Genomic DNA, 22,122 nt, shown 5'->3' on the forward strand with positions numbered 1-22,122 from the left:
TCGATGAAGGCCCGTATAGTAGAATCCGAAGTCCTTTCTGTCAACACAATGTGTAATATATTCGAGATGGTAATATGAAAAAAATAAGAATGATGTTGATTTGTTTGCTTTTTTTGTTTGTTTTAATTGTTTCTCTGCCTTTGCTTATTCCATTAAATAGCTATAAACCACAGCTAGAAAAACGCCTTTCTGCACTACTACAGGCGCAAGTTCAGCTAGAAAACATCGAATTTGCTTATCAACCACTGCCATTTTTTAGCCTAAAGGGTATAAAAATGGATGGCGGGGCAGGCTCTATTGAGCAAATTCGTGTGCCTTTGAGTGTTTTTAATTTATTTCATTACGGAAAAAGTTTGAAAAATGTTGAAGTTGATGGGGTGCGTTTGTCTCCATCCTTTGCTTTTTCCTTACCAAAACGATTTGCGACCTTAGAGCAAGGCCGCATTACGTTGGGCGATGTGTTGCTCACAAAATCAAGCGTGGTGTGGGATCAAAATGAATTAGGCCCGATTGATGGGCTGATGAAGTTTGCTGACAATGGGGCGTTTGCTGATTTGCGATTAGCCGATAAGCAGGGGCATCTTGAAATGCATATCAAGCCAAGTGGGGAAAATATCCGGCTGACGGTGCAAGCCTCAGGTTGGGAAATCCCTTTGGGCTATCCCGTGGTATTTGAAAAGCTTTATATGAGTGGCGAAGGATCATCTGCTGGTCTGTTGATTGATGATATCCGTGGTGAATCTTATGGCGGTGTTTTAAGCGGTAAGGCCATGTTGACGTGGGCGGATGATTGGGTGCTGGCGGGGCAGGTCAGTGTAAAGGGAGTACATACTGAACCTTTTAGCAAAGTATTCAGTACAACGACTTTTGTTTCTGGGCGTATGGATGGAGAAGGGCTGTTTAATTATCGCGCTAAAGATTATTTAAAACTGTTTGCGCATCCTATGGTGGATTTTGATTTTTTATTGCGTGATGGTGCACTGCATAATCTAGATTTAATTACACAATTAAGGTCAGGCAGCCCAGCGTCTGGGCGTGGTGGGCAAACACGTTTTGATACGCTTAAAGGTAAAATGATATTTAAAGATAGCAGCTTACAGCTAAAAAACTTAGCGCTAGACGCGGGTAAATTTAGTGCACAGGGCGCGGTGAACATTGCTAAGGCAGGACGTTTAGATGGCGGTGTTTCGGCGCGTTTACAAAGTGGCGTTTTGGCGATTTCTAACCATATTCGCATCGGGGGTGATCTAAGCCGCCCAGCACTCAGCTCTGGAGATGCAGCAAGACCCACAACAGAGTAGGCATGCGCATCAACTTAAATCGTTGCCATAACAAAGCTTTGCAACAAGATGCACCCGCTCTAGGTGATTGACTTCTTATGCGGTTGGCTTAACTCCGCCCTTGCCCCGCCTGATGCATGCCGTGCCGCCACCAATGTTCTATATAATGGCGGTTTTTCTAGCATACGCGGGGCATATCATGGCTTGGACTGATCTTTTGGCGCATACACCACTCGATGCAGCTAGCGCCGATTTAGAGCAAGGCGCTGTGATGAGCCCGCTGGATGCCTTTGGTGTGATTGCATTTAGCGGCGAAGAAACACAGCCCTTTTTGCAAGGTCAGCTTTCTAGCGATGTGCGTGCCTTAGGGGATAACGCGGCTCAGTACTCTAGTTATTCCACGCCTAAGGGCCGGATGCTGGCGAGCTTCTTAGTGTTTCGTCGTGGGGATGATTACTGCCTGCAAGTGGCCGCAGAGTTGCAAGCCGCCATCCAAAAGCGTTTAGCCATGTTTGTGATGCGCTCAAAAACCAAGGCCAGAGATGCCAGTGCCGAGCTGCTCTTGCTTGGCGTAGCAGGCCCTTTGGCTGCGGCAAAGTTAGCCAGCGTTGTAGGGGCTTTGCCTGAAGGTGATTTTAGCAGCGTACACAGCGAGCAATGCACGGTGATTGCTTTGCCAGGGCAGCGCTATCAATTGGCTATTGCCAGCGATGCTGCCCTGGGGCTTTGGCAGCAGTTGCTGGCGGCGGGGATTTTGCCAGCGGATGAATCACTATGGCGTTTAAGCGATATTCGCGCAGGCGCGCCTTGGATTACCACGGCAACGCAGGAAGCTTTTGTGGCGCAGATGGCCAATATGGAGCTCATCGGTGGTGTGAGTTTTACCAAAGGCTGCTATCCAGGCCAAGAAATTGTGGCGCGTACCCAATATTTGGGCAAATTAAAGCGCCGTATGTATCGTGCTAGCCTTGCAACAGAGCATGCTGAAGCTGGGCAAGAGGTATTTAGTAGTGAAATGAACGGCCAAGCAAGTGGTAAGCTGATGTTGGCGGCTAAGGTGGGTCAAGGCCGTTGGGAAGTGCTGGTGGTGGCACAAATTGCTAGCTTAGAGCATGGTTTACACCTAGCGGCAGTGGATGGCCCCGTGCTTGAAATCCTTGATCTACCCTATGCACTAGCGTGAAATAGCACATTTGCATGCTGGATTGCAGTGCTTATCTTACTTTTATCGCCAGTGATGCAAGTAATTGATTTGCTTCATTGGCGTACATTGACGCGGTTTCGTCTATAATCCGCCCTCTGTGTCTTAATTACATATATTAAAGGTGTTTGTATGGGCTTTCTCGCCGGCAAAAAAATCTTGATTACCGGTCTATTGTCAGACCGCTCTATTGCCTACGGCATTGCTCAGGCAGCTAAACGTGAAGGCGCTACGCTGGCCTTCACTTATGTAAGTGAAAACTTGCGTCAGCGTGTAGTTGATCTGGCAAAAGACTTTGATACTGATTTGGTACTACCCTGTGATGTAGCAAGTGATGAGCAAATTGCTGATCTATTTGTAGAGCTTGCTAAGCATTGGGATGCGATCGATGGCTTGGTTCACTCGATTGGCTTTGCCCCACGTGAAGCGCTGAAAGGTGATTATCTGGATGCGGTAACGCGTGAATCCTTCCATATTGCGCATGACATCAGCTCTTACAGCTTTGCTGCTTTAGCTAAGGCCGCGCGCCCAATGCTGAGCGATGGTGCTTCGCTAGTAACCATGACTTATCTGGGTTCTGAGCGCGCTATCCCAAGCTACAATGTAATGGGCTTGGCAAAAGCATCGCTAGAAGCCAATGTACGTTATATGGCTGCAGCATTAGGCCCTGATCGCGCAATTCGTGTGAATGCCGTTTCTGCTGGGCCGATCAAAACACTGGCCGCTGCTGGTATTGCTAATTTCAATACACTGCTTAAAAAAGCAGCTGAAGGCACGCCAATGAAGCGCAATGTGACTCAAGAAGAAGTCGGCAATGTAACCGCTTTCTTGTTGTCTTCGCTGTCGTCAGGTATGACCGGTGAAGTCGTCATGGTAGATTGTGGCTTTAGCCATGGTGCGGGCTCAAGCGGTGAATAAGTAGTGCTAATCATCGAAAAACGCCCATGAGTGGGCGTTTTTTTTTGTAAAAGGAATACCTATGTGCCAATTACTCGGTATGAATTGCAATGTGCCTACCGATATTGTGTTTTCTTTTGAAGGGTTTCGCCAGCGTGGTGGTTTAACCGATCAACATTCGGATGGCTGGGGAATCGCTTTTTTTGAAGGCGATGGCTGCCGCATGTTTTTGGATTATCTGCCATCGGTAAGCTCGCCGATTGCTGAGTTTGTGCGCGCTTATCCCATTAAATCGACCAATGTGATTGCGCATATTCGTAAGGCCACGCAGGGGCAAGTTAGCCTTGCCAATACGCATCCTTTTCGGCGTGAGCTATGGGGGCGTTATTGGATATTTGCGCATAATGGCAATTTGCCTGAGCGGCCAAGTTTAACCAGTAGTCGTTTTTTGCCGGTGGGTAGCACGGATAGCGAGCATGCATTTTGCTGGATTTTATCTGAGCTAGCCCAACGCTTTGTGAGCTGCCCACCCTTGGCGGTATTAAAACAAGCATTGGCGGAGCTGGCGCAGGTATTGATGGCGATCGGCACTTTTAATTTCTTACTTTCTGATGGCAGCGCCCTCTTTGCCCACTGCAGCACCGACTTGCACTACATCGTGAGGCAAGCGCCGTTTACTCTGGCGCATTTAAATGATACCGATGTCAGTATCGATTTTTCTGAAGTGACTAGCAAAAATGATAGGGTTGCGGTGATTGCCACCCAGCCACTGACCGATAATGAAAAATGGATCAAAATGGCAGTAGGTGAATTGCTGTGCTTTGTGGATGGAATGCCAACGGCTTAAACCAAGCTAAGGATAAAACGTCCACCCTTAGCCTGGAGTCGTTTGCTTATAGTTCTAGTGCAATTAATTCTTGTACCGTCTGGCGGCGGCGGATTTGGGTGATGGTTTCGCCATCGACCAATACTTCCGGGATTAAAGGGCGCGAGTTGTAGTTGGACGACATGCTGGCGCCGTAGGCTCCGGTATCGTGAAATACAAACAGATCGCCAATTTCGCAAGCAGGCAAATCTTGGCTAGTGACTTCTCCACCCTCAATCTGGGTAAATACATCACCGGATTCGCATAGCGGCCCAGCCACCACGGTGGCTCGGGTGGCGCTGCTGCGGGGCGTGCCATTGGGTGCATAGCAGCTGATACGGTGATAGCTGCCATACATGGCGGGGCGGGCCAGATCATTAAAACCCGCGTCAACTAGCGCAAAAAAGTTACTTCCCACTTGTTTTTGTGCACGCAGCTCAGAAATTAAGCAGCCCGATTGCGCCATTAAAAAGCGGCCAGGCTCGATTTCCATACTGATTTTATGGCCTAAAAAGGCTTCAATTTCCTGCCTTGCACTATTCCAAATTTGGAAATAATGATCGGTGTTGACCACATCCTCGCCAGCTTGATAAGGAATCGATAATCCGCCGCCAATAGAGATCGCCGATAAATCATGAGCGCAGCTTTTTACTTGGGCAATCATTGCATCACATACACTTTGCAGATGGTCGTAATCCACGCCCGAACCAATATGCATATGCAGGCCAATGAGCTTTAGGCCGTACTGATCGATGATGGATAGGCTATGGGCAAGATGCTCAAACCAGATGCCATGTTTACTTTGCTCGCCACCGGTATTGGTTTTACGGCTGTGGCCGTGACCAAAGCCTGGGTTGATACGCAGCCAAACAGGGTGGCCCGCATGTGCTTGGCCCAGTTGCTCTAGCATCTGCGGCGAGCCGCAGTTCACTGGGATATTCAGCTCAACTACCCGTTGCAGCGCGGTTTTATCGAGCAAATCTGCGGTAAAAACAATCGGCGCGTGTTGGGCGGCATCATCTGGTTTGTAGCCTGCCACTAGCGCACGCTCGACTTCCCCTACAGAAACCGAATCCACCAGTACGCCTTCCTCGCGCATCAAGCGCAATAAATGCACATTGCTAGAGGCTTTTTGCGCAAAGCGAATCACATCAAATTGGCGTAGACGGGCGATTTGCGCGCGGATCACCTTGGCGTCATAGGCCCAGCATGGGGTAGAAAATTGATCGGCAATCTGGGCAATCTGGCTGTGAGTAATCATGGTGTGGCTCTGGCGGCTATGTGGGTGAGATACTTATAATTTAGCAAGTGATTGCCTTGGTATGAAGGGCTAATCATCGGTATATTACCGAGTAGTCCTTGGATTGCCTTGAAATAAGCGATAAAAACCTATGAATCCTAAAATTGACTCTTTTGACCAGAAAATCCTGCAACTTTTGCAGCAAGACGCCAGAATATCGCACGCAGAAATTGGCCGGCAGGTGCATCTAAGCCAGCCTGCGGTGTCGGAGCGGATTAAAAGATTGGAGAGTAATAATGTGATTCGTGGCTATCGTGCCGATATCAACCCACGGGCGCTGGGCTATCAGATTACGGCGATGATCAGGCTTTCTACCCAGCAGGGCAGGCCTTATGAGCAGTTTGCGGCAGATTGCCCAGAAATTATTGATTGCTATACCGTCACCGGTGAAGACGGCGCGGTGATGCGGGTGTTGGCAACGGATGTAGAACACTTGCAGCGCATTATCAATGCGCTGAACGCTTTTGGCTCCACCTCCACCGCCATTGTATTAACCACCCATGTGCTGGGAAAAACCATCTCTATTCTGTAGGGGGGGGGGGGGCACCTGTGCCCACGCAATTACCATTCGAGCACGTGGGCACAAAAGCGTGCCCACCCTACATAAGTAGATGGGCAAAAGTTTTCTTGCATCGTTGTCTTGCCTTGTCGTACTAACTGTACTGCCTGCGGCTTCGACGCCTTGCCATAAAACTTTTGCACAAGTACTTATTGGAGCTATTTGGCTGCAGCTGGTGCACTGGCCGTGGCGCTGGCAGGTTTTTCAGGCAGGTATAGCCCACCTTTAAATCCGCAAGCTGTAAGAGTGGCAATGGTCAATAGTAATAACAGCGCACGTATCATTTTGGCTACTGGTCAGTATTTAGTGGCAGAATCACAATTCTAACATGCAGGGAATAGATTGAATGACCGAGTCCGAGTTTCTTGACCTCAGCGATAGCGTATTCGCAAAAATTGAAGCCGCGCTGGATAACAGCGAGCTGGATGTCGATACCTTGCTGTCTGGCAATGTATTAGAAATTGAGTTTGCAGACCGCAGCAAAATCATTGTCAATCGCCATAGCGCAAATCAAGAATTGTGGATTGCGGCGCGCTCCGGCGGCTATCACTATCGCTTGGCGGATGGCGTTTGGCAAAGCACCCGTGAGGCTGGCGAGTTCTTTGCTGATCTAAGCAAGGCAATCAGCGCCCATGCTCAGGAAGATTTCCGTTTTTGATGATTGAGCCAGCGTGGCTGTCGGGCTTATTTGCTTCAGCTTTTTTATCTGCCACCTTGCTGCCGGGCAATTCTGAAGCGGCCTTGCTGGCCTACCTGCATTTTAATGCCCAAGCTGTACTGCCCGCACTCTTGGTGGTGACGGCAGGCAACACCCTTGGTGGTCTGCTTACGGTGTGGATGGGGCGTCGATTACCGAAGGCTCCTCAGGGCCGAGCTGTGGCTTGGGCTCAGCGGATTGGCCCAGTGAGTTTATTGCTGACATGGTTGCCTATCGTTGGGGATGTGCTCTGCGCTGTGGCAGGTTGGCTGCGCTGGCCTTGGCGGCAGGTGGCGCTGTGGATGTTGCTGGGTAAAGCGGCTCGCTATCTATTGCTCGTCTTTGCCGTGAATTTAGTAGGAGCTTGATTTGTCACGACGATTAATCGGTTTAATGCTGACCATCAGTTTAATAGCTGCCCCTGTGCAAGCAGATTTACCCAATTTGGGCGAATCTTCGCAAGAAAACCTGAGCCCGTTGCAAGAGCGGCAAATTGGTGAGTCGGCCATGCGCGAGCTACGGCGCAGCGGCGCGATGAGCGAAGACCCTGAGCTGGTGGCCTATTTAAGGCAACTAGGGGGGCGTTTGCAAGACGCCAGCGGTGAAACAGAAATCTCGTTTGTATTCTTCCCAATGCTGGACCGCTCAGTTAATGCATTTGCTATTCCGGGCGGCTTGGTGGGGGTGCATACCGGCTTGATGGTGCTGGCGCAGCACGAATCTGAATTAGCCTCGGTGCTTTCGCACGAAATTGCCCACGTTACCCAGCATCACTTTGCCCGATTATTAGAAGGGCAAAAAATGGCACCGTGGGTGACACTGGCGGCGCTTGGCTTGGCTATTGTGGCGGCCAGCCAAGGCAGCGGCGATGTGGCAATGGCCAGTTTAATGGGCAGCCAAGCTTATATGATTCAGCGCCAGCTGGATTACACCTATCAATTTGAGCAAGAAGCCGATCGAATTGGCATGCAAACTTTGCAAAAAGCCGGTTTTGATCAAGCGGCTATGCCGATGTTTTTTGACCGCATGCAAAAAAGTACGCGCTTAGGCGAGGGCAATGCGCCAGAGTTTTTGCGCACTCACCCCGTTACCTATAAGCGGATTAGTGATGCGCAATCTAGGCTTAAAGATAAGCCTTATCAGCAGGTAAAAGACTCCTTAGATTTTTTGTTTGTGCGGGAAAAAGCGCGTTTTTTGCAGATGGATGAGCAGGAGGCGCTCAATTACTATCGCAAAACACTCAGTGAAAAAAAATACGCTCATCTGCCTGCACATTTATATGGTCTTGCCCAAGCGCAGCTAGCTGTCTTTGATGCCGATGGGGCGTGGGCTACTTTACAAAAAGCCAAGCAAGCTCTGGGTAAAACGCATGCTTCATTAGAATATTTGGCAGGCAGTATCCGGCTTTCGCAAAAGCACCCAGCGGAAGCGCTGCAAATATTTAAAGACGCCAGCAAACGCTTTCCTGCCAGCCGAGCCCTGGTTTACGGCGAAATCGATGCGCTGATTGCCAATAATCAACTGGCCGACGCACTGACCAGCACGCAATATGCGATCGAGCTTTATCCTTCGGACGCTTATCTCTATCAACGTATTTCTAAAATCCAAGGCGCGCGTGGCGATGAGGTGCGCCAGCATCAGGCCCAAGCCGAGTACTACACCCGCCTTGGCGAATACACCGCCGCCATCGAGCAATTACAGCAGGCGCAAAACACCGGTAATACGGATTTTTATCTGCTCTCCGCCGTGGAAGCACGCTTGAAAGAGCTGAAGCAATTGCAAATGCCTTTAAGTAAGTAGCTATTTCAACTGCCCCACCTTAAACCGCAATATCTCTAGATAAACTGCTGGATCGGGCGGGGTGTTGTTTCTTTGCGCTTGCCACATCATCTCGCCTAAGCCATCCATCATGGCGTGCAGGGCGGTGTGCTCTAGCGATAATCTTTCGCATAGCTGCTGGTATAAGGCTTTTACCCCGGCAGGTTGGTCGATTGAGATTTGCTCTTCAATTGCCAGATGCATGCTGATATGCAAAAACGGATTAGTTTCGCCATATTCAGGTGGCCAGTCTTTATCTAAGTATTCTTCGGATAGAATGGGTTGATATTCGGGGTGGTGCAGCAAGATCCCTGCGATGATTTTTTCAATATCAGCCAGTGGGGCGTGCGCTTGATGCTTTTGCCATGCCTGAATAAAAAATCGGCGGGCTTCGTCCCTTGATGGGTTAAATAACATATGTTCTCTACAAAGGATCAATAATGAGCAATATCTATGATTTTAGCGTGCAAGGGATAGGCGGGGAAACGGTTGATTTAGCGCAGTACGCTGGCTCGGTGATTTTAGTGGTGAATGTAGCCAGCCACTGCGGCTTTACCCCGCAGTATGAAGGCTTGCAGGCGCTCTATGCACAGTATAAAGACCGTGGCTTGGTGGTGCTGGGTTTTCCATGCAATCAGTTTGGTGCGCAGGAGCCAGGTAACGAGGCAGAGATCCTAGATTTTTGCACCACCAACTACAGCATTGATTTCCCTATGTTTGCCAAGGTGGATGTGAACGGTGAAAACGCCGCGCCGCTCTATAACTGGCTGAAGGATGAAAAGCCGGGACTATTGGGTATCGAGGCCATAAAGTGGAATTTCAGTAAATTTTTACTAGATAAGCAAGGTAAAGTAGTTGATCGCTTTGCTCCCATGACAAAACCATCTGAGTTGGCGGCTGAGATTGAAAAGCTGCTGTAAGCCTGCAATCTATTCGTAATGATCTTGGCTTCGCATTGATAGATAAGGGCTTTTGCGGTATAATGTGGCTCAATTTTGTGCGAAGCGGGATAGCGGAAGCTATCCCGTTTTGCCATCCTCAGAAATATCCGAACTCAATCTTGTGGGCGCAACGCCCAGGAGCCGCCTGTGTCAAAACCAGCCCTTCTTGCGCTTGCCGACGGCACCCTCTTTCATGGTATTTCCATCGGAACCGATGGCACAACCATTGGTGAGGTCGTGTTCAATACGGCGATGACCGGTTATCAGGAAATCCTGACAGACCCATCGTATACCAAGCAAATGGTCACGTTGACCTATCCACATATCGGTAACTATGGCGTAAGCCCGGAAGATGTAGAGTCGCATTCCGTGTTTGCCGCTGGCCTGATCATTCGTGATTTACCACTCCTCCATTCTAATTTCCGCGCTGATATGAGCCTTGGCGAGTATCTCGTTAAGAATAATGTTGTTGCGATTGCAGATATTGATACCCGTAAACTAACGCGGATTTTACGCAGCAAAGGCGCGCAGCCAGGTTGTATCGTCACTGGTGAGCATATCGATGCAGCCGCTGCCGTGGCAAAAGCCAAATCGTTTGGCTCGATGGCAGGGCAAGATCTTGCTAAGGTTGTGACATGCAAAGAATCATTCGCATGGACAGCGCGCGAATGGAAACTGGGTGCGGGTTACACCGAGCAAACAAACCCAGAATTCCATGTTGTGGCTTACGATTACGGTGTGAAGTACAACATCTTGCGTATGCTGGCTGAGCGCGGTTGCAAGCTCACCGTCGTGCCTGCGCAAACACCCGCTGCTGATGTACTGGCACTGAAGCCTGATGGCGTGTTTTTATCCAATGGCCCAGGCGATCCTGAGCCTTGTGATTATGCAATTGAGGCGATTCAAGCCATCTTAGCCACAGATATCCCTGTTTTTGGTATCTGTCTGGGGCATCAGCTCTTGGGTCTTGCCAGTGGTGCAAAAACCAGCAAGATGAAGTTCGGTCACCACGGTGCTAATCATCCGGTACAAGATTTAGCCAGCAAGCATGTGATGATCACCAGCCAGAATCATGGCTTTCAGGTGGATGAGACCAGCTTGCCAGCCAATGTGAAAGTAACGCATCGCTCCTTGTTTGACGGCACTGTGCAAGGGATTGCACTCACCGACAAACCGGCGTTTTCTTTCCAAGGCCACCCAGAAGCAAGCCCAGGGCCGAATGACGTGGCGTATTTGTTCGATAAATTTATCGCAATGATGGCTGAGCGTAAGCCAGTTTAAGTAAATGTGGCCAGTCTTGGGCTGGCCGTATTCGATAAATTTGCGCAGCGTAAGCAGTTTGAGGGAAGAGCAATGCCAAAACGTACAGATTTAAAAAGCATCTTAATCATTGGTGCTGGCCCGATTGTGATCGGCCAGGCTTGTGAGTTTGATTATTCCGGCGCACAAGCGTGTAAGGCGCTGCGTGAAGAGGGTTACCGCGTTATTTTGGTGAACAGTAATCCTGCCACCATTATGACCGACCCCAATATGGCGGACGTGACCTACATCGAGCCAATTACTTGGCAAGTTGTCGAAAAAATCATTGAGAAAGAGCGTCCAGATGCGCTACTGCCTACTATGGGCGGCCAAACAGCACTGAACTGCGCTTTGGATTTATGGCGTCAGGGCGTGCTGGAAAAGTACAATGTAGAGATGATCGGTGCTAAGCCCGATGCCATCGATAAAGCCGAAGATCGCGGCAAGTTTAAAGATGCAATGACTAAAATTGGCCTTTCTACGCCAAAATCAGGCATTGCGCATAATATGGAACAAGCCCTTGCCGTGCAGGCAACGGTGGGGTATCCAACGCTGATTCGCCCATCGTTTACCATGGGCGGCTCGGGCGGCGGTATTGCTTATAATCGCGAAGAATTCCTAGAAATCTGTGATCGTGGTTTTGAAGCTTCACCAACCAATGAACTGCTGATCGAGCAATCGGTATTGGGCTGGAAAGAATATGAAATGGAAGTCGTTCGCGATCGCGCCGACAACTGCATCATTATTTGCTCAATTGAAAACTTCGACCCGATGGGTGTGCACACTGGCGATTCAATTACCGTTGCCCCTGCACAAACCCTCACGGATAAAGAATACCAAATCATGCGTAATGCCTCTTTGGCGGTATTGCGTGAGATTGGTGTGGATACCGGCGGCTCGAATGTGCAGTTTGCCACCAATCCAGAAAATGGCGAGATGATCGTCATTGAAATGAACCCGCGCGTAAGCCGTTCTTCTGCGCTGGCTTCTAAAGCAACCGGTTTCCCAATTGCTAAAGTAGCGGCCAAACTGGCCGTGGGCTTTACGCTGGATGAGCTGCAAAACGAAATCACGGGTGGCAAAACACCTGCTTCGTTTGAGCCTTCGATTGACTACGTGGTAACTAAAATCCCGCGCTTTGCTTTCGAGAAATTCCCGCAAGCCAATGACAAGCTGACCACGCAAATGAAGTCAGTGGGTGAAGTGATGGCGATTGGCCGCTCGGTGCAAGAATCCATGCAAAAAGCCCTGCGCGGCTTAGAAACCGGCATGTCTGGTTTTGATGAGATGACTACCGATCGCAGCGTGATCGAAGCAGAAATCGCTAATCCTGGTCCAGAGCGTATCTGGTACGTAGCCGATGCTTTCCGCGTGGGCATGAGCTTAGATGAAGTCTTTGCTTTAACTAAGATTGATCCATGGTTCCTGCGTCAGATTGAAGATTTGGTTCAAGAAGAAAACGCGATTCGCGGCACAGCCGTTGAAAGCATCGATTACGCAACCATGCGTCGTCTTAAGCGTAAAGGTTTCTCTGATCGTCGTTTAGCCGCCTTGCTAGAAACAGATCAAGCGGCAGTGCGTAAGGCGCGTCATGCGCTGAAAATTCGCCCAGTGTATAAGCGGGTAGATACTTGCGCGGCAGAGTTTTCGACCGATACCGCTTATATGTACTCGACTTATGAAGAAGAGTGCGAAGCGGCCCCGACTGATAAACGCAAAATCATGATCCTTGGCGGTGGCCCAAACCGCATTGGTCAGGGTATTGAGTTTGACTACTGCTGCGTACACGCGGCGTTGGCGCTGCGCGAAGATGGCTTTGAAACCATTATGGTTAACTGCAATCCGGAAACCGTATCCACCGATTACGATACTTCGGATCGCCTGTACTTTGAGCCGCTAACGCTCGAAGACGTGCTAGAAATCGTTAATATCGAAAAGCCGGAAGGCGTGATCGTGCAATACGGTGGCCAAACGCCACTGAAACTAGCGCGTGCTTTAGAAGCCAATGGCGTACCGATTATCGGCACAACGCCGGATATGATCGATGCAGCAGAAGATCGCGAGCGCTTCCAGAAGCTGCTGCAAGACTTAGGCCTGCGTCAGCCGCCTAACCGCACGGCGCGTAATGAGCGTGATGCGCTATTACTGGCCGCTGAAATTGGCTACCCACTGGTGGTGCGCCCGTCCTATGTATTGGGCGGCCGTGCGATGGAAATCGTACACCAGCAATCCGATCTAGAACGCTATATGCGTGAAGCCGTGAAGGTTTCTAACGATAGCCCAGTGCTGCTGGATCGCTTCTTAAATGATGCGATTGAAGTGGATGTGGATGCCATTTGTGATGGCACCGATGTGTTGATCGGCGGCATTATGGAGCACATCGAACAAGCAGGCGTGCACTCGGGCGATTCGGCTTGCTCATTGCCACCATTTAGTTTGTCCAAAGAAATTCAGGACGAGCTGCGCCGCCAAACTGTAGCTATGGCTCATGGTTTGAATGTGGTTGGCCTAATGAATGTGCAATTTGCGATTCAGGGCAAGGGAGACGATGCGGTGGTGTTTGTGCTGGAAGTCAACCCACGTGCATCCCGTACCGTGCCTTATGTTTCTAAAGCGACCAGCTTACCGATTGCTAAGATTGCCGCGCGTTGCATGGCTGGCCAAAGCTTAGTTTCGCAAGGCATGACCAAGGAAGTGATTCCACCTTATTACTCGGTAAAAGAAGCGGTATTCCCGTTTATTAAATTCCCTGGTGTGGATTCAATTCTGGGCCCAGAAATGAAATCGACCGGCGAAGTCATGGGCGTGGGCGCCACGTTTGCCGAAGCCTTTGTAAAATCACAATTAGCTGCAGGTGTTGCTTTGCCTACACAGGGCAATGTGTTTATCTCAGTGCGTGATGGCGATAAAAACGGCGCGATCGAATGTGCAAATGTACTCGTAGCGCTGGGCTTTAAAGTCTTTGCAACCAAGGGTACGGCTGCAGCGATTGCTGGGGCTGGTGTTGCTGTGCAAAACGTGAATAAGGTAACTGAAGGCCGCCCACATATCGTGGATATGATCAAGAATGGTGAAATCGCCATGATAGTGAATACTGTCGACGAACGTCGTCAAGCCATTCAAGATTCTTACTCGATTCGCCATGAAGCCATGAAGGCTCGCTTACCTGTGTTTACAACGATTGCCGGTGCCAAAGCAGCGTGTATTGGTATGCGTGATTTAGGTGAAATGCGAGTTTATGATCTGCAGGGCTTGCATCGTACGATCAAACACTGATAATTTACGCCCTAAGGTTCGTGGATGGTGCTTCATTTTAATGAAGCATAAGCACTAGAACTTAAGTAAAAGCCGCCGTCCACTTGTGACGGCGGCTCTTCTTTTTGGATGGAGACTGTAAAGAAATGATAAAAATTCCGCTCACCGTACAAGGTGCGGTAAAACTGAAAGCCGAGTTGCAAAACCTAAAGAGCGTTGAACGCCCTTCAGTGATTGCAGCAATTGCCGAAGCACGCTCACACGGTGATTTATCGGAAAACGCTGAGTATGATGCAGCGAAAGAGAGGCAGGGCTTTGTGGAAGGGCGTATTGCTGAGCTAGAAAGCAAGCTTTCTAATGCACAGTTAATCGAGCCAGCTAGCCTTGCTGAAACCGCTGAAGGCCGCGTAGTATTCGGCGCAACGGTTGATTTAGAAGACTTAGAAACCAGCAATAAAGTCACTTACCAAATCGTGGGTGATGAAGAAGCTGAAATCAAAGAATTTAAAATCTCAGTGTCTAGCCCGATTGCCCGCGCGCTAATCGGTAAATATGCCGGTGATGTAGCCGAAGTGATGGCACCGGGCGGCATCCGTGAGTACGAAGTACTCGATGTAAAATACATCTAATACTGCCAAAGGGAATGCAATGGGCTTAGGTTCAGGTTTAAAAAACCTACTCACCGTACTGTGGATTGGCGGTATGTGGACCATCGGCGTCATCGCAGCCCCTGCGCTTTTTGCTGGCTTAGACAAAGCCACAGCAGGGATGGTGGCCGGTAAGCTATTTCATGCGATTGGTTGGGTAGGAATTGTAGCGGGCATCTATCTGGCTATTTGGTGTGTCTGGCAGATGGGCATGCGTGGCTTTCAAAGTGGAAAATTCTGGCTGGTGATAGGGATGCTGTTATGCACCTTGGTAAACCAGTTTGCGATTTTCCCAATGATTGCTAGCTTAAAGCCTGCTGTAAGCACGGCCGCAGAAGGGATGTTTGGAGGGGGATTAGCGCAATGGCATACCCTTTCTAGCTTGATTTATCTCTTGCAAAGCGTGTTTGGTATAATTTACATCTGGTCTGATTCTGATCGCTAAGCGAGCAAATTGAGCTGCTGCGGCAATGTGTTTTATGCATACATGGCAAAAAACCACTAAAGTATTAGGGCGACCTGAGTCGCCCTATTTACATTAAAGCCCGTTTATTTGGCTTTTTTTGCCTTGGGTAGTACGATCCGAGGCTTATCAGTATTTGATGCGCGGTAAACAATTAATAACTTACCAATGTGTTGAACGGCAACCGCTCCGAGTTCAGAGCAGATCTTTTGCATGTATTCTTCACGCAGGGCACGATCATCACCTAAAACTCGAATTTTAATGAGTTCATGTGCATCTAAATTAACAGCAATTTCGCGGATTACCGCGTCTGCTAGGCCATTATTACCGATCATCACGACTGGATCGATATGATGAGCCAAGCTTTTCAGATGGCGACGCTGATCCGATGTGAGTTCCATTGTTTCAAATCCTTGACTAAACAGGCAATTTTACCTCATGGCTCGTAGCAATTCCAGTAATGCGTGGTTGAAGGAACACGTCAACGATCATTATGTCCATCAAGCAAAAAAAGAGGGCTACCGCGCACGCGCTGCTTTCAAACTGCTAGAGATCAATGAAAAAGATAAATTACTTAAACAAGGACTATGGGTTGCCGATCTTGGCGCAGCGCCAGGAAGCTGGTCGCAAGTTGCTAGTCAGAATGTAGGTGATTCAGGCCGCGTTTTTGCGCTAGACTTACTAGATATGACGCCGATCCGTGGGGTTGATTTTATTCAGGGTGATTTTCGTGATGATGAAGTACTAGCGCATTACACTGAATTGCTTGCGGGGCGTCAGGTAGACCTTGTGATTTGTGATATGGCCCCCAATATAACGGGGAATGCCGTTATGGATCAGGCGCGCAGCATGCTGCTGTGTGAGCTAGCCTTAGAATTTGTTCGTGAGCAATTGAAACCAAACGGATCTTTTCTGGTCAAGGTATTCCAAGGTTATGGTTTTACCGAGTACATGACTGCGATGCGTGAAACATTTACGACGGTGGTTACGCGTAATCCTAAGGCCTCACGCGATCGCAGCAATGAAACTTATTTGCTCGGCAAACAGAAAAAAGCTTGAATAGTATTAAACGTGTAGAATTTTTTTCTTTCATCCCGAGCAGCCGGTCTAGCTTTAGCGTGTGTATTACACTCGCTCGGTAGGCTGCCAGGGGATAATCAGGAGTAGCGCCGTGAACAATCTCGGCAAGAACATCGCCATTTGGCTCGTCATTGGTCTGGTACTGATGACAGTCTTTAACCAATTTTCCCGCAAGCAAGATGCAAGTGGGCAGGTGGCGTATTCGCAGTTTATGGCTGATGTAGAGGCTGATCGAATTGCCAGCGCAGAAATCGAGGGAAACCCGATTCGCGGCCAGATTATTAAAGGCAAGCGCAACGATGGCAGCGCATTCTCTACACTGGCTCCGTTTGATTTCCGTATGGTTGATACGCTGATCAAGCATAACGTCAAATTTGCGGCCAAAGCTGAGGAAGAACCAAGCTTCTTGATGAATTTATTCATCAATTGGTTCCCTATGCTGCTCTTGATTGGCGTATGGGTGTTCTTTATGCGCCAGATGCAAGGTGGCGGTAAAGGCGGTGCATTTAGCTTTGGTAAATCAAAGGCGCGTCTTTTAGATGAAGCGACCAATGTGATTACTTTTGCTGATGTGGCGGGCTGCGATGAAGCCAAGGCTGACGTATCAGAAATCGTAGATTACTTGCGTGATCCAACTAAATACCAAAGCTTAGGTGGCCGTATGCCACGCGGTATTTTGCTGGTTGGCCCTCCAGGTACGGGTAAAACTTTGCTGGCGAAAGCGATTGCTGGTGAAGCTAAAGTGCCATTCTTTAGTATCTCGGGCTCTGATTTCGTTGAAATGTTTGTGGGTGTGGGCGCTGCCCGCGTTCGTGATATGTTTGAAAACGCTAAGAAAAACGCACCTTGCATTATCTTTATCGATGAAATTGATGCGGTAGGCCGTCAGCGCGGTGCCGGTATGGGCGGCGGTAATGATGAGCGCGAGCAAACACTGAACCAGATGTTGGTTGAGATGGATGGTTTTGAAGGCAATTCCGGCATTATGGTGATTGCAGCAACTAACCGCCCTGATGTGCTTGATCCTGCGCTGCTGCGTCCAGGTCGTTTTGATCGCCAAGTCATGGTTTCCTTGCCGGATATTCGTGGCCGTGAGCAGATTCTTGGCGTGCATATGCGCAAAGTGCCTATTTCTAACGATGTGGATGCACAGGTGATTGCGCGTGGTACACCTGGTTTCTCCGGTGCTGATCTTGCAAACTTAGTGAATGAAGCGGCGCTGTTTGCTGCTCGCCGAGTAAAACGTCTAGTGGATATGGACGATTTTGAATCGGCTAAAGATAAAATCATGATGGGGTCGGAACGCCGCTCTATGGTGATGAGCGAAGAAGAAAAAACCAATACTGCGTACCACGAATCAGGCCATGCGGTAGTGGCTAAGCTTTTGCCTAAGTCTGATCCGGTGCATAAAGTGACCATTATTCCTCGTGGCCGCGCACTGGGCGTAACCATGCAGCTGCCTGAAGCCGATCGCTATGCTTATGATCGTGGCTATCTGATGGACCGTATTGCGATTTTATTCGGTGGCCGTATTGCCGAAGAATTGTTTATGAATCAGATGACCACCGGCGCATCAAACGACTTTGAGCGTGCTACTTCATTAGCCCGCGATATGGTGACGCGTTACGGTATGACCGATGCTTTAGGCCCGATGGTGTATGGCGAAAACGAAGGCGAAGTATTTTTAGGCCGCTCAGTTACCACGCATAAGAATATGTCTGAAGCGACCATGATGCAGGTTGACGCTGAAATCCGCCGTATTATCGACGAGCAATATGGCTTAGCCCGCCGCTTGCTAGAAGATAATCGCGATAAAGTTGAAGCCATGACGGCTGCACTGCTCGAATGGGAAACCATTGATGCAGAGCAGATCGAAGACATCATGCAAGGCCGCACTCCTAAGCCCCCAAAAGCGTTGCCAGTGAAGACGCCAGCGGGTGGTGGTGATCGCCCAAGCGGTGAAGCACCAGCTACTCCTGTCATTAATACTCCAGCAACCGAAGCTTAAAACTGAGTTGTGAATAAAATGGCGGCCTGATGGGCCGCCTTTTTTTGTGCTACCTAAAGGTATCAGTAGTATAAAAGGCGCCAAAAACTGCATTAAAGATGAGGGGTAAGATGAATATATTGCAATGTGGGCGTTTTAGTCTGCAGTTGAATCGCCCATTGGTGATGGGCATTGTGAATGTCACTCCTGATTCGTTTTCGGATGGTGGGCATTTTCAACAGGTGGGTGCCGCACTCGCTTATGCTGAAAAACTGCTCGCCGATGGTGCGGATATTTTAGATATTGGTGGTGAATCAACGCGCCCAGGTGCAGCTTTTGTGTCTGAAGTAGAAGAAATTCGCCGCGTTATTCCCGTCATTACGGCACTACAAGCGCTGAATGTGCCACTTTCTGTAGATACTCGTAAAGCTGCTGTAATGCATGCTGCCTTAGACTCTGGGGTAGATCTAGTGAATGATATTTCTGCCTTAGAAGAAGAGGGCGCACTAGAGCTGCTGGCTAAAAGTAATGCTGCAGTTTGCCTCATGCATAAGCAGGGCGAGCCGCAAAATATGCAATCCACACCTAGCTATAGCGATGTACTTGCAGAGGTAACACATTATTTGCGGCAAAGACGGGATGCTGCTTTGGCTGCTGGCATTGCCCATCAGCGTCTATTGTTGGATCCTGGTTTTGGATTCGGCAAAAATTTAGAACATAATGTGGCGCTGTTTCGTGGTTTGCCCATGCTATTGCAAAGCTTAACCACCCCTTTATTGATTGGGGTATCGCGTAAGAGTATGTTAGGGCAGATTACTGGCCAGGCTGTGCATGAGCGCATGCCTGCTAGCATTGCCGCTGCGCTTATGGCTGCACAGGCAGGTAGTGCGGTGATTCGGGTACACGATGTGCGGGAAACAGTGGATGCGTTAAAAGTATGGCGTGCCTTACAATAAACGCCAGTTTTATTAAAATATTTTGTTATCCAGCAATGTCCCTGTTTAAAAATTGGGGTAAAAGTAGCTGGAAGCAAATTTGGCCAAGCTTATTATCGGAGTGAATGATGGGTCGCAAGTATTTTGGAACAGACGGTGTACGTGGTTTAGTGGGTGAATATCCGATTACACCTGAGTTTGCGATGAAGCTGGGCTATGCCGCTGGTAAAGTGCTTGCGGCAGAAAGTAAGCGTGGTAATGGTGATCATGCCGCGGTGCTGATTGGTAAAGACACCCGTGTGTCAGGTTATATGCTGGAAGCCGCGCTGCAAGCGGGTTTAAACGCTGCTGGCGTGGATGTATATCTGACTGGGCCTCTTCCTACCCCTGGTATCGCTTATTTAACCCGTGCGTTGCGTTTATCTGCTGGTGTGGTGATTTCTGCATCGCACAATCCTTATCACGATAACGGGATTAAGTTTTTTGGTGCAGGTGGTAAAAAACTGGCAGATGACGTTGAATTGGCGATTGAAGCAGCAATCGATCAAGTACAGCCTTGCGTTTCGCCTAAGCGCATTGGTAAATCTTGGCGAGTAGACGATGCGGCTGGCCGTTATATTGAATTTTGTAAATCCACTTTCCCAAATGAGCTTGATCTACGCGGCTTAAAACTGGTGGTGGATTGTGCACACGGCGCAACTTACGATATCGCCCCGCATGTGTTCCATGAGCTGGGGGCAGAAGTCGTCAAGATTGGTGTAACGCCTAATGGCTACAATATCAACGAAGATGTTGGTGCTACTCACCCAGAAACTGCCCGTAAAGCGGTACTGGCTGAAGGTGCAGATTTCGGGATCTCCTTAGATGGTGATGGCGATCGGCTGATTATGATCGACCGTGATGGCACGATTGTAGATGGCGATCAGCTGCTCTACGCACTGGCGTGTTATCGCCAGGATAAAGGAACATTGGGCGAAGGCGTAGTTGGCACCTTGATGACGAATTTGGGCGTAGAAAATGGCCTGAAAGCACGCGGGATTGGTTTTGAGCGTGCTAAAGTCGGAGACCGCTATGTGCTTGAAAAATTATTAGCGAATAACTGGCTGGTAGGCGGTGAAGGCTCTGGGCATTTGCTTTGCCTAGACAAGCACTCCACCGGTGATGGCATTGTGTCTGCCCTACAAGTGCTGCAGGCGCTCAAAGAAAGCGGCAAGACATTGGCGCAGTATTGCCATGATCTAGTGCTGTCAACGCAGGTGCTAAAAAATGTCCGTATTGCTAAGGGCTTTGATTGCCATGCCTCAGAGCTAATTAAAGCGGCAGTAAGCAAGGCCGAAGCGGCGATGGGTACTGCTGGCCGTGTGTTATTACGCCCATCAGGTACAGAGCCGGTGGTTCGCGTAATGGTGGAGCACACTGATGCCAATATTGCACGAGAATGGGCAGAGCAGATTGCCAAAGTAGTCAGTAGCGAGGCAAATGCTGAATAATTAGAGCGGGGCATTGCCCCGCTTTTTAACGGCGCATTTATAATTTGGCTGGCTTATTTATTGGGAACTGTTGTAATAAATTCTTTTAACGATTTGTCATGGTAATTAAACAATTCTGTAACTTAATACTTTTAGAATCGTACTAGTTAATGACCCACAACAGGGTTATCTGTTGTCACAACAATCTGAGAGAGTAATTTTATGAAACTAGCACGCCTGATTCTGGTATCCAGTATTTTTGTATTTGCTATGGGCACAGTGAATGCTGCGGATGCACCTGCTATTGCCGGATTGACTGGTGATGCATTAGCTGCTGCTGTCAAAGGTAATCTAGATAACGATTTAGTTTTACAAAAGTTTAACTTAAAAGTTAAAGGTAAAGATGCCGATGTAACAATTGAAGGCAGTGTTGATGAAGGCGAGCAAATGGCCCTTGCAGGTAATGTGGCTGAAAATGTAAAAGGCGTGCGCTACGTATTCAACAATATTGTTCCAAAAAACTAATTGTTTAAATAAAAAAAGGCAGCTTAGGCTGCCTTTTTTTATGCCTATTAATAGTTAGAGTAACGATGTTTTAGATTAAAAAAATGGCAAGCCTTAGGCTTGCCATTTGCTTTAGGAGAGCAATAAATTAACCAAATTTACCCGTAATATAATCTTCAGTCGCTTTTACTTTCGGTGTGGTGAAAATACTATCTGTTTCACCTACTTCAATCAGCTCGCCTAAATACATATAAGCGGTGATATCAGAAACACGAGCGGCTTGTTGCATATTATGCGTCACGATTGCAATCGTATAATCTTGCTTTAATTCATGCACTAATTCTTCTACGTGTGCTGTAGAAATTGGGTCAAGTGCCGAAGTTGGTTCATCTAAGAGCAATACTTCCGGTTTAACGGCAACTGCGCGTGCAATACAAAGGCGTTGTTGTTGACCGCCAGATAAACTTAAACCAGATTGCTTCAGTTTATCTTTTGCTTCATTCCACAGCGCTGCTTTTTGCAAGGCCCATTCAACGCGGTCATCCATTTCGGATTTAGGCAGATTTTCGTACAGCTTTACACCAAAAGCGATATTGTCATAAATAGACATCGGAAATGGCGTTGGTTTTTGAAATACCATACCTACTTTGGCGCGTAGCATATTCAAATCTACATCATTATCTAAAACGTTTTTACCGTTTAAGATTATTTCGCCTTCTGCACGTAGTTTTGGATAAAGATCGTACATGCGATTAAAGGTGCGTAGCAGGGTAGATTTACCGCAGCCAGATGGGCCAATAAAAGCAGTGACTTTTCCTTCTTGAATATCTAAGTTTACATTCTTTAGGGCATGAAAATTACCGTAATAGAAGTTAAGGTTTTTAATAGCAAGTTTTGCTGGGTTTGCTTGATTTTTCATGATTAA

Annotated in this window: 22 protein-coding genes and 1 pseudogene; 18 read left to right on the forward strand and 5 right to left on the reverse strand. The window is 48.5% G+C overall.

Going from position 1 to position 22,122, the window contains the following annotated elements:
- The first annotated feature begins 74 nt into the window (after positions 1 to 74).
- From R6242_RS09235 to R6242_RS09250, 4 genes are all read left to right on the forward strand, one after another.
- Positions 75 to 1,301 carry an AsmA family protein gene (locus R6242_RS09235; protein WP_318426173.1) on the forward strand — a complete coding sequence of 409 codons (1,227 nt, stop codon included), beginning with the start codon at positions 75 to 77 and terminating at the stop codon, positions 1,299 to 1,301.
- Positions 1,302 to 1,479: 178 nt separating this feature from the next.
- A complete protein-coding gene (locus R6242_RS09240; protein WP_318426174.1) occupies positions 1,480 to 2,463 on the forward strand; it encodes a folate-binding protein in 984 nt (327 codons plus the stop codon).
- Between the two features lie 150 nt (positions 2,464 to 2,613).
- Positions 2,614 to 3,399, forward strand: coding sequence for an enoyl-ACP reductase (locus tag R6242_RS09245; RefSeq protein ID WP_318426175.1), 786 nt, complete (start codon positions 2,614 to 2,616; stop codon positions 3,397 to 3,399).
- A gap of 61 nt (positions 3,400 to 3,460) precedes the next feature.
- Positions 3,461 to 4,225 carry a class II glutamine amidotransferase gene (locus tag R6242_RS09250; RefSeq protein WP_318426176.1) on the forward strand — a complete coding sequence of 255 codons (765 nt, stop codon included), beginning with the start codon at positions 3,461 to 3,463 and terminating at the stop codon, positions 4,223 to 4,225.
- 46 nt (positions 4,226 to 4,271) lie between these two features.
- On the opposite strand, the pseudogene lysA reads toward R6242_RS09250, so the two are convergent.
- A pseudogene (lysA, locus tag R6242_RS09255) lies at positions 4,272 to 5,507 on the reverse strand (diaminopimelate decarboxylase); the annotation flags it as partial.
- Between the two features lie 127 nt (positions 5,508 to 5,634).
- Between lysA and R6242_RS09260 the strand changes: the two are divergent.
- Positions 5,635 to 6,075 (forward strand): Lrp/AsnC family transcriptional regulator, encoded by a 441-nt coding sequence (locus tag R6242_RS09260; RefSeq protein WP_318426177.1) that lies wholly within the window; start codon positions 5,635 to 5,637, stop codon positions 6,073 to 6,075.
- A 185-nt stretch (positions 6,076 to 6,260) separates the two neighbouring features.
- Here R6242_RS09260 and lptM read toward each other — a convergent pair whose 3' ends face one another.
- Positions 6,261 to 6,386, reverse strand: a complete 126-nt coding sequence (gene lptM / locus R6242_RS22280; RefSeq protein ID WP_412099867.1) for an LPS translocon maturation chaperone LptM — start codon at positions 6,384 to 6,386, stop codon at positions 6,261 to 6,263.
- A 62-nt stretch (positions 6,387 to 6,448) separates the two neighbouring features.
- Here lptM and cyaY point away from each other — a divergent pair, with 62 nt between their 5' ends.
- Genes cyaY through R6242_RS09280 form a run of 3 tightly spaced genes read left to right on the forward strand, consistent with a single transcriptional unit; the run spans position 6,449 to position 8,599 of the window.
- On the forward strand, positions 6,449 to 6,760 hold the full coding sequence (gene cyaY / locus R6242_RS09270; RefSeq protein WP_318426179.1) for an iron donor protein CyaY: 312 nt from the start codon (positions 6,449 to 6,451) through the stop codon (positions 6,758 to 6,760).
- Positions 6,760 to 7,167, forward strand: coding sequence for a DedA family protein (locus R6242_RS09275; protein WP_318426180.1), 408 nt, complete (start codon positions 6,760 to 6,762; stop codon positions 7,165 to 7,167). Before cyaY ends, R6242_RS09275 begins: the two co-directional genes overlap by 1 nt.
- 1 nt (position 7,168) lies before the next feature.
- A complete protein-coding gene (locus tag R6242_RS09280) occupies positions 7,169 to 8,599 on the forward strand; it encodes a M48 family metalloprotease (RefSeq protein WP_318426181.1) in 1,431 nt (476 codons plus the stop codon).
- Here the strand turns inward: R6242_RS09280 and R6242_RS09285 are convergent, their stop codons facing one another.
- Positions 8,600 to 9,034 carry a DUF1841 family protein gene (locus tag R6242_RS09285; protein WP_318426182.1) on the reverse strand — a complete coding sequence of 145 codons (435 nt, stop codon included), beginning with the start codon at positions 9,032 to 9,034 and terminating at the stop codon, positions 8,600 to 8,602.
- 23 nt (positions 9,035 to 9,057) lie between these two features.
- Here R6242_RS09285 and R6242_RS09290 point away from each other — a divergent pair, with 23 nt between their 5' ends.
- The 5 genes from R6242_RS09290 (at position 9,058) to R6242_RS09310 (ending at position 15,204) form a co-directional block, all read left to right on the forward strand.
- On the forward strand, positions 9,058 to 9,537 hold the full coding sequence (locus R6242_RS09290) for a glutathione peroxidase (protein ID WP_318426183.1): 480 nt from the start codon (positions 9,058 to 9,060) through the stop codon (positions 9,535 to 9,537).
- Positions 9,538 to 9,705: 168 nt separating this feature from the next.
- The gene (gene carA, locus R6242_RS09295; RefSeq protein ID WP_318426184.1) at positions 9,706 to 10,839 is read left to right on the forward strand and encodes a glutamine-hydrolyzing carbamoyl-phosphate synthase small subunit; all 1,134 of its coding nucleotides are present in this window, start codon (positions 9,706 to 9,708) and stop codon (positions 10,837 to 10,839) included.
- 72 nt (positions 10,840 to 10,911) lie between these two features.
- Entirely contained in the window at positions 10,912 to 14,133 is a 3,222-nt protein-coding gene (gene carB / locus R6242_RS09300) for a carbamoyl-phosphate synthase large subunit (RefSeq protein WP_318426185.1), read from the forward strand.
- A gap of 125 nt (positions 14,134 to 14,258) precedes the next feature.
- Entirely contained in the window at positions 14,259 to 14,741 is a 483-nt protein-coding gene (gene greA, locus R6242_RS09305) for a transcription elongation factor GreA (protein WP_046352301.1), read from the forward strand.
- A 19-nt stretch (positions 14,742 to 14,760) separates the two neighbouring features.
- Positions 14,761 to 15,204, forward strand: a complete 444-nt coding sequence (locus R6242_RS09310; RefSeq protein WP_318426186.1) for a DUF4149 domain-containing protein — start codon at positions 14,761 to 14,763, stop codon at positions 15,202 to 15,204.
- 104 nt (positions 15,205 to 15,308) lie between these two features.
- Here the strand turns inward: R6242_RS09310 and yhbY are convergent, their stop codons facing one another.
- Positions 15,309 to 15,623 (reverse strand): ribosome assembly RNA-binding protein YhbY, encoded by a 315-nt coding sequence (gene yhbY / locus R6242_RS09315; RefSeq protein WP_293936901.1) that lies wholly within the window; start codon positions 15,621 to 15,623, stop codon positions 15,309 to 15,311.
- A 37-nt stretch (positions 15,624 to 15,660) separates the two neighbouring features.
- Between yhbY and rlmE the strand changes: the two genes are divergently transcribed.
- The 5 genes from rlmE (at position 15,661) to R6242_RS09340 (ending at position 21,218) form a co-directional block, all read left to right on the forward strand.
- Entirely contained in the window at positions 15,661 to 16,281 is a 621-nt protein-coding gene (rlmE, locus tag R6242_RS09320; protein ID WP_318426187.1) for a 23S rRNA (uridine(2552)-2'-O)-methyltransferase RlmE, read from the forward strand.
- A 112-nt stretch (positions 16,282 to 16,393) separates the two neighbouring features.
- Positions 16,394 to 18,310 (forward strand): ATP-dependent zinc metalloprotease FtsH, encoded by a 1,917-nt coding sequence (ftsH, locus tag R6242_RS09325; protein WP_318426188.1) that lies wholly within the window; start codon positions 16,394 to 16,396, stop codon positions 18,308 to 18,310.
- A 110-nt stretch (positions 18,311 to 18,420) separates the two neighbouring features.
- On the forward strand, positions 18,421 to 19,245 hold the full coding sequence (gene folP / locus R6242_RS09330) for a dihydropteroate synthase (protein WP_318426189.1): 825 nt from the start codon (positions 18,421 to 18,423) through the stop codon (positions 19,243 to 19,245).
- Between the two features lie 107 nt (positions 19,246 to 19,352).
- Complete coding sequence (gene glmM / locus R6242_RS09335) at positions 19,353 to 20,714, forward strand: phosphoglucosamine mutase (RefSeq protein WP_318426223.1); 1,362 nt, start codon at positions 19,353 to 19,355, stop codon at positions 20,712 to 20,714.
- A 201-nt stretch (positions 20,715 to 20,915) separates the two neighbouring features.
- Positions 20,916 to 21,218 (forward strand): BON domain-containing protein, encoded by a 303-nt coding sequence (locus tag R6242_RS09340; RefSeq protein ID WP_293936892.1) that lies wholly within the window; start codon positions 20,916 to 20,918, stop codon positions 21,216 to 21,218.
- 127 nt (positions 21,219 to 21,345) lie between these two features.
- Here the strand turns inward: R6242_RS09340 and pstB are convergent, their stop codons facing one another.
- A complete protein-coding gene (gene pstB / locus R6242_RS09345; RefSeq protein WP_318426190.1) occupies positions 21,346 to 22,116 on the reverse strand; it encodes a phosphate ABC transporter ATP-binding protein PstB in 771 nt (256 codons plus the stop codon).
- Positions 22,117 to 22,122 lie beyond the last annotated feature (6 nt).

Source organism: Iodobacter sp. CM08, from assembly GCF_033446605.1.
Lineage (GTDB): Bacteria > Pseudomonadota > Gammaproteobacteria > Burkholderiales > Chitinibacteraceae > Iodobacter.